Genomic DNA, 7003 nt, shown 5'->3' with positions numbered 1-7003 from the left:
CGAAGGCGCGGGGACTCGTAGAGCAGTGTGCCGCAGAGGAGGATGTCGATGTCGATGTTCCGTGCCCCCCACCGCACGGTCTCCCTGCGCCCCATGTCGTGCTCGATTCCCTTTACGGCGGTCAACAGGACCTCGGGGTCGAGGTCGGTCTTCATCAAGAGGCAGGCGTTGAGAAAGCGGGGCTGCTCCGCGACGCCCCAGGGTTCCGTCTCGAAGACGTCGCTCCTCTTGAGGACGGCGCCCAGCCCCTCGAGGCGGTGGAGGGCCTGGCGCAGATTGGCCAGCCGGTTCCCCAGGTTTGCCCCCAGGGCGAGGGCTAGCGGCTCCATGGCGCCGCCCTTCGCACGGCCCGCGCCATCAAAAGCGCCTGGTGGTTCTCCCTCACGTCGTGCACCCGGATCATCTCGACCCTCCCCTCCAGCAGCGCGGAAACGGCGGCCGTCCTCTGCAGGCGGTCCCCCGGCCGGTCCTCTCCGGAGGACGTAAAGCGCTTTCTAGAATGCCCGATCAGGAGGGGGAGGCCGTGGACCCTCAGGGCCTCGATCTCCTTGAGGATGGTCAGGTTCTCCTGGCCGCCCTTGCCGAACCCGATGCCGGGGTCCAGGATGATGCGATCCCGGCTCAAGCCCGCCGACTCCGCGGCGCGAAGCCGCTCCCCGAAGTAGAGGTGGAGCTCCGTCATCAGGTCCTCGCTGGGCGGGACGTCCTGCATGGTGGAGGGGTGTCCCTTGATATGGGAGAGGATGTAGGGCAGGCCCGTAGCGGCCGCGCAGGGCAGCATGGCCCCGTCCAGGAGGAAGCCGCCCACGTCGTTGATGACGTCCGCTCCCTCCTCTGCCGCCGCGCGGGCTACGGCCCCCTTGTAGGTGTCGACGGAGATTACGGCGTCCGGGCAGGCGCGCCGCAGCGCCCGGAGCGCGGGCAGGAGGCGCTCAAGCTCCTCCTGTTCGGAGATGGGACGGGACCCGGGGCGGGTGGACTCCGCCCCCAGGTCCAGGACGTCTGCGCCGTCCGCGAGCATCTCCTGGGCCCGGCGCAGCAGGTCGTCCATGCCGCCGACGCGGCTTGCCGGGTGGAAGGAGTCCGGCGTGAGGTTCAGGATGCCCATGATCTTCGTCTCGCGGTTCAGTTCGAGGCTGCGCCCGCCGGGCAGGGCGAGGCGCCACCGGTCGACCCTGAGTCCTCGAACGGCGGAGGAGAGCGCCGCTCGGAGCTCCGGAAGCCCCCAGCAGTCCAGGGATTCGAGCTTCAGCAGCAGGCGGTCGATCTGAGAGTCCGTCCCCATCATGAGGACCCCGCTGGTCTTGCACGTCCCGTCGATGACGCCCCGTGCGACGAGGGCGTCGCCCCCGCGGGCCAGAAGCTCCTGCTTGACGAACGCCGCGGCGCGGTAGTCCACCTTGGGCACGAAGAAGTGCAGCACCCTGCGCTTGGGGCCAAGGTAGCGCAGCGACCGGGGATCGGCCCCGATGCGCTCGACGATCGCGGCGAGGTCGCCCGCCTCCGCCGCAGTCAGCGGAAAGACGGCCGCTCCCGTTTGGTTGAAGTCCTTTTCCTGCATTGGTCTGCCTCCTGAAGTTTCGTGCGGGCCGGCGGTCCGAAGGGGATATAAAATCTTTGCACTGGAACGGAGGACCTAAAGGGCTGCCCTTCGAAACCGAAACGGCCGCTTCATCCACCGTTATTGTATAGCAAAACATCAGTCGCAGCAAGGAGCCGTTGGACCGTTCCACCCGACTCCCTGCCTGGAACGGCCGAGCAGCCCGCGCTGCCCCGCCCTTCGCGAACCGGGCGCAGGCGTGCGGAGCGACTACCCCTTGTCCTCGCATGGGCCTCAAGACCCGTTGACCTTTATCCCAAAAACAGTATAATCGTACAACCTAATGGTTGGACCACTCGGTCGAAACGGATGGTCTGGACGATGGTCACGGGGTTCGGGCGGTAACAGAAAGGGTGAGATCGTGCGGTCGTTTTTGATCGCTTTTTTAGTGGAGGACGCCGTTCTACGGCGGATGGAGTGAAGGATGGGGAGGTGGAGGCTATTTCGAGGCGTGACGGGTTGAGCGGGGAGAAACGCCAGGCGCTGATCGACGCAGCCGTCGACGAGTTCAACGAGCACGGACTGGAGAACGCTTCGTTCAACCGGATCATCGAACGGTCCGGCGTCAGTAAGGGAACCGTTTATTACTACTTCGAGAACAAGGACGCGTTGCTGGACATGGTGCTTCAGGACATTGGGGAGCGCGCCCTGCGGGCGCTTCCGGAGCGGGCGCTGCCGGAAACGGAGGAGGAGTACTGGCCGGCCCTCTGGGAGGAGCAGGAGCGCGAGTTCGACTTCTTCGTGGATAACCCGGAGCTGGGGCAGATCATGATGCTCTCGCTCGGAGAGTGTGAGGCCGGGGAAGGCGAGGAGAAAATGCTGCGCGGCTCCCTGCTTCATCTATTCCGGCGCAGGGAGGCGCTGGTCCGGCGGGGACAGGAGCTGGGCCTCGTGCGAAGCGACCTCGACACAGGCCTTCTCATGAACGTCATGCGGTCGATCGCCAAGTCCCTCTGCGTTGCGATCTTCGGGGCCGACGTCCGGTCGTTCACGGCGCTTCCCGCTGTGGAGCGGACGGAGCGGTCCCGCCGCTACCTCGCCCTCATGCAGGATTTGACGCTTCGTGTGTTGAGCGAGGTCGAGGCAGGCGGAGTCTTCGAGCGCTGGAGAGCGACGGAAGAAGGGGCGATGTTGTCGCTCCGGTCGGATTCTATGAGTTTTGCGGGATAAGGAGTGAGTGCGCGCATGTGGAGCAAGTTGATGAGCGTTCTGAATAAGGTGCGGGTGCTGCTTTGGGTGGGGGCCCTGGCGGCGGTGGGGGCGCTGGTGACCGTCCAGGTCATGGCGAAGATGGAACAGGCCGAGGCGAACCTGCGCTCCTTGGAACAGGAAACGGAAACCGTCTATCCCGTCACGACGGAGGTCCTGAAGACATCCGACTGGAACACGTGGCGGAGCTACTACGGGCAGGGCAAGTCGGCCCACACCCAGAACGTGACGGCCTACGAACGCGAGATCGTGCGCACGGTCCACGTGCAGGTGGGGGACCGCGTCAAGCCGGGGCAGACGGTGGTCACCCTGATCGTGGCGGACCGTGGAGCCAAGGTGCAGGCGCAGCGAACGGGCTACGACGAGGCGAAACTGAACTACAACCGGCTGAAGGAGCTGCACGCCAAGGGTGGAATCTCGCAGTCCGAGGTGGACTCCGCCTACGCGACGCTGAAGTCCGCCGAGGCGCAGCTGAAGAGCTCCCAGTCCACCCTTCAGCGCACGGAACTGAAGGCCAGCATCGAGGGCATCGTGGCCGCGCGCAACGTGGAGCCGGGCGAGGTGGCGGAGGCTGGGATGACCCTCATCGCCATCGTTGACCCGCGGGAGATGGAGGCCGAGCTCATGGTTTCCAAGAAGGACATCTTCAAGATCAACAGGAACACCTCCGTGGACGTCTACGTCGATGGCGTGCGAAGCGCAGGCTGGGTGAAGCGCACGAGCCCGGAGGCCCAGACGGGATCGGGCCTGTACCCCGTCGTCGTCGGCCTGCCGGAGAAGAGCGGCATCCTGCCGGGCTCTTACCTTGAGGGGCGCTTTCTGGTGGACCATCAGCCGGGCGTCATCGTCGTCCCCTCCAACGTCGTGATCTACCGCAGCGGCGGTCAGGCCGTGTACCTGGCGTCGGGCGACGTAGCCCACAGCGTCCCCATCACCACGGGCGACGGGCGAGAGGGCCGCGTGGTGGTCACCTCTGGCCTCAAGGCGGGCGACGAGCTGATCGTCAGCGGCAGCCGCGTTCTCTACGAGGGCGCCGCCATCACGCGAGACGTGCCTGGCGCGGCTCAGAAGATGTAGGGGGACGAGGCTCATACCATGAGAAGTTTTGTCCGCTTCTGCATCTACCACCCCGTTTTCACGGCCTGTTCGGTGGTCGTCTGGGTCCTGCTGGGCGTCAGCAGCTACTTCACGCTGGGCGTGACGCTCTACCCGGACGTGGAGCTGCCCTTCGTCCTGGTGCGGACTGCCTACGACGGCGCAGGCCCCAACGAGATCGAACAGCTGGTGACCAAGAGGATCGAGGACGAGCTGGCCGACGTGGACAACCTGAAGTCCCTCACCAGCTACTCCCAGGACGGCGTGTCCATGGTCGCCGTGGAGATGGAGTCCGGGACGAATCAGGACCTGGCGCTCTTGAACGTCAACAACGAGGTCAAGGCCGCGATCCCGGACCTTCCGGACGGCGCGGACGATCCCGTCTGCACGAAGTTCGACATCAGCTCCCAGCCCTTCCTCACCATCGCCTTTGCCACGGACTCCATGCCGGAGAAGACGGCGAAGAAGGTCATTGAGGACCGCATCCAGCCCATCGTGTCGCGCGTCGACGGCGTGGGGCAGGCCTACGTCTCCGGAGGCCGGGACCGCCAGATCCAGATCCTGCTGGACCCCTCCGCGCTCAACGAGTATGGCATCAACTACCTTCAGGTCTGCAACGTGGTGGCGGCCAACAACCAGACCACGCCCATCGGCTACATCACCCAGAGGAAGGACGAGGTCTCTCTACGCCTTGTGGGCGAGTTCAACGACGTGGAGCAGCTGGAGAACATCCTGATCCCCACGTCCAAAGGGCAGCCGGTGCGGCTCTCCATGCTGGGACAGGTGGTGGACGCGGAGGAGGACCAGCGCAGCCTTGCCCGCGCCAACGGCAACCCCGTGGTGCTGCTGCGCGTCAGCCCCAGCTCCAACGCGGACGTCGTGAAGGCCGGCGTAGAGATCAAGCGCCAGTTGGCGCGCCTGATGAAGGACTACCCCGACTTCACCTACGAATACACCCAGGACGACACCTCCTACGTGGAGTCCGCCGTCAAGAACATCGTTCGGGACACGGGCATCGGCATCCTGCTGACGGCCCTGGTGATCTACCTCTTCCTGGGGCGCCTGTCGGCCACCTTCATCGTGGCCTGCTCCATGCCCGTTGCCTTTGCGGCCACCTTCGTGCCGCTCCAGATGTACGGCTACACGCTGAACCTGATGAGCACCCTGGGGCTGGCCCTCTCCATGGGCACGCTGGTGATGAACGCCATCCTCATCATCCAGAACATCTACCGCTACCGCGACATGGGCTGCGACCCCTTCAAGGCGGCGGAGGACGGGACGGTGGAGATATCGGTCTCCGTCCTGGCGGGCGTCCTGACGAACCTCGGCGTGTTCATGCCCGTGGCCATGATGAACACGATATCGGGCCAGTTCCTCAGGCCCTACGCCGTCACGATCGTCTACGCCACGATCTTCTCGCTGTGGGTGACGATGGCCGTCACGCCCTGCATGGCGGCGCGCATCAGGAAGCAGGAGGGCGACGCGGGGCTGCCTCTCATGGGCCGTATCCTGACGGGGTGGTGGAACTGGCTCTTCGACGGGTTCCGCGACCTCTTCATCTTCCTGCTGAAGGGGGCCATGCGCTTCCCGGCCTGCACGGTCCTCCTGGTGCTCCTGATGACCTGGGGGTCGCTCAAGCTGGGCGGTTTCATCGGAACCCAGTTCATGCCGGAGTCGGACGACGGGACGATCCGCATCTCCGTGACGCTGGACAACAACGTTTCCCTCACCCGGACGCAGGGCGTCCTGGAGCAGGTCGAGGCCTTCATCAATGGGATGGAGGACCGCAAGTGGATCCGCAGCGTCGTCTCGAGCGTGGCGGGGTCCATGCGCAGCCAATCCCTCAATCAGGCGGAAATCAGCCTCTACCTCGTCAACGCGGAGGAGGGGCGGCCCTCCACCCAGGAGATCGCGGACCGGATTCGTCCCTTCCTCGCGACGCTTCCCGGCGTGGAGTACTCCGTGTCGGCCACCCGCGCCGGCTTCAGTGACCCTATCTCCATTGAGGTCAAGGGGACGGACCTGAACGTGCTCTACTCGGTGGCTGAAGAGATTCGTGCCCGTGGGCGTAAGGTGCCGGGCGTGCGCGACCTCTCCATCGGGATGGAGCTGGGCAAGCCGGAGCTTCGGGTGGAGCCCATCCGCTGGCGCCTCTCGCCCCTGGGGCTCAACATTGCAGACCTGGCGCGCATCGTCCGCGGCTACCTCATCGGCATGAATTCGGGAAAGTTCCGCCAGGAGGGCTACGAGTACGACATCAAGGCGCGCCTGAGCCGAGAGAAGGCCGGGGACATCTTCAAGGTGCATGAGCTGCCCGTCATGACGGGCAGCGGCCTGGTGCCCCTGGACGAGATGGCGAACGTTATCTGGGGCGATGCGCCGACGGAGATCCAGCGCAAGAACCGCGTCCGCATCGTGCCCGTGACGGGCCGCGTGCGCTACATCACGACGGGTGAAGGCAACGCGCGCATGAAGGAGATAACGGATGCCATGACCCTGCCCGAGGGCGTCTCGATCTCCTTCGGCGGCGAGGCCGAGGACATGGCGGAGGAGTTCGCCGAGCTGATCCGCACCCTCGTCATCGCCATCGTCATCACCTACCTGGTGGTGGCGGCCATCCTGGAGTCCTGGACCTACGCGGCGGTCATCCTCTTCACGGTGCCCATGGCGGCCATCGGTGTGGTGCCGGCCCTGATCGTCACAGGCGTCAACATCTCGATCTTCGCCATCATCGGCATGATCATGCTGGTGGGCATGGTGGTCAACAACGCCATCGTCATCGTGGATTACGCCGAGGTCCTGAGGGGACAGGGCAAGCACCCCTACGAGGCCATCGAGGAGGCCTGTGTGGTGCGCTTCAAGTCCCTGGTCATGGCGGTCGTCACGTCCGTCGTCTCCCTGATCCCCCTGCTCTCGACGGGGCGCGGGGCCGAGATGAAGCTTCCCATCGCGGTGGTCGCCATCGGCGGGCTGCTGGCGGGTGGATCTTTGGCGATGGTCTTCATTCCGGCGGCGTACAAGCTCACCTGGCGAGTCCGGCTGTTCCTGGAAGGGCATCGAGGTGGCAGAAGCCACCCCGCGGAGGGTCACGCAGAGGCA

At 65.3% G+C, this 7003-nt stretch carries 5 protein-coding genes; 3 read left to right on the top strand and 2 right to left on the bottom strand.

Annotation, left to right across the window (positions count from 1 at the left end):
* Positions 1–329, bottom strand: a 329-nt coding sequence (gene folK, locus Q0629_RS01250) for a 2-amino-4-hydroxy-6-hydroxymethyldihydropteridine diphosphokinase (RefSeq protein WP_298777914.1), incomplete at its 3' end; no start/stop codon positions are given.
* The gene (gene folP / locus Q0629_RS01245) at positions 317–1561 is read right to left on the bottom strand and encodes a dihydropteroate synthase (protein ID WP_298777912.1); all 1245 of its coding nucleotides are present in this window, start codon (positions 1559–1561) and stop codon (positions 317–319) included. The genes folK and folP, both read right to left, overlap by 13 nt.
* 456 nt (positions 1562–2017) lie before the next feature.
* Between folP and Q0629_RS01240 the strand changes: the two genes are divergently transcribed.
* The 3 genes from Q0629_RS01240 to Q0629_RS01230 form a co-directional block, all read left to right on the top strand.
* On the top strand, positions 2018–2770 hold the full coding sequence (locus tag Q0629_RS01240; RefSeq protein WP_298777910.1) for a TetR/AcrR family transcriptional regulator: 753 nt from the start codon (positions 2018–2020) through the stop codon (positions 2768–2770).
* A 30-nt stretch (positions 2771–2800) separates the two neighbouring features.
* The gene (locus Q0629_RS01235; RefSeq protein WP_298777908.1) at positions 2801–3886 is read left to right on the top strand and encodes an efflux RND transporter periplasmic adaptor subunit; all 1086 of its coding nucleotides are present in this window, start codon (positions 2801–2803) and stop codon (positions 3884–3886) included.
* A gap of 18 nt (positions 3887–3904) precedes the next feature.
* The coding region (locus tag Q0629_RS01230) for an efflux RND transporter permease subunit (protein ID WP_298777906.1) at positions 3905–7003 on the top strand (3099 nt) is incomplete at its 3' end.

This window comes from uncultured Fretibacterium sp., assembly GCF_938030725.1.
Classification (GTDB): Bacteria; Synergistota; Synergistia; order Synergistales; family Aminobacteriaceae; genus Fretibacterium.
Note: the sequence above shows the minus strand (reverse complement) of the source record. Positions and strands in the feature narration are given on the sequence as shown.

What these genes read in the sequence shown, in the direction of transcription:
- folP (WP_298777912.1), bottom strand. Translation starts at nt 1,561, where the DNA reads ATGCAGGAAAAGGACTTCAACCAAACGGGAGCGGCCGTCTTTCCGCTG.
- Q0629_RS01235 (WP_298777908.1), top strand. Translation starts at nt 2,801, where the DNA reads ATGAGCGTTCTGAATAAGGTGCGGGTGCTGCTTTGGGTGGGGGCCCTG.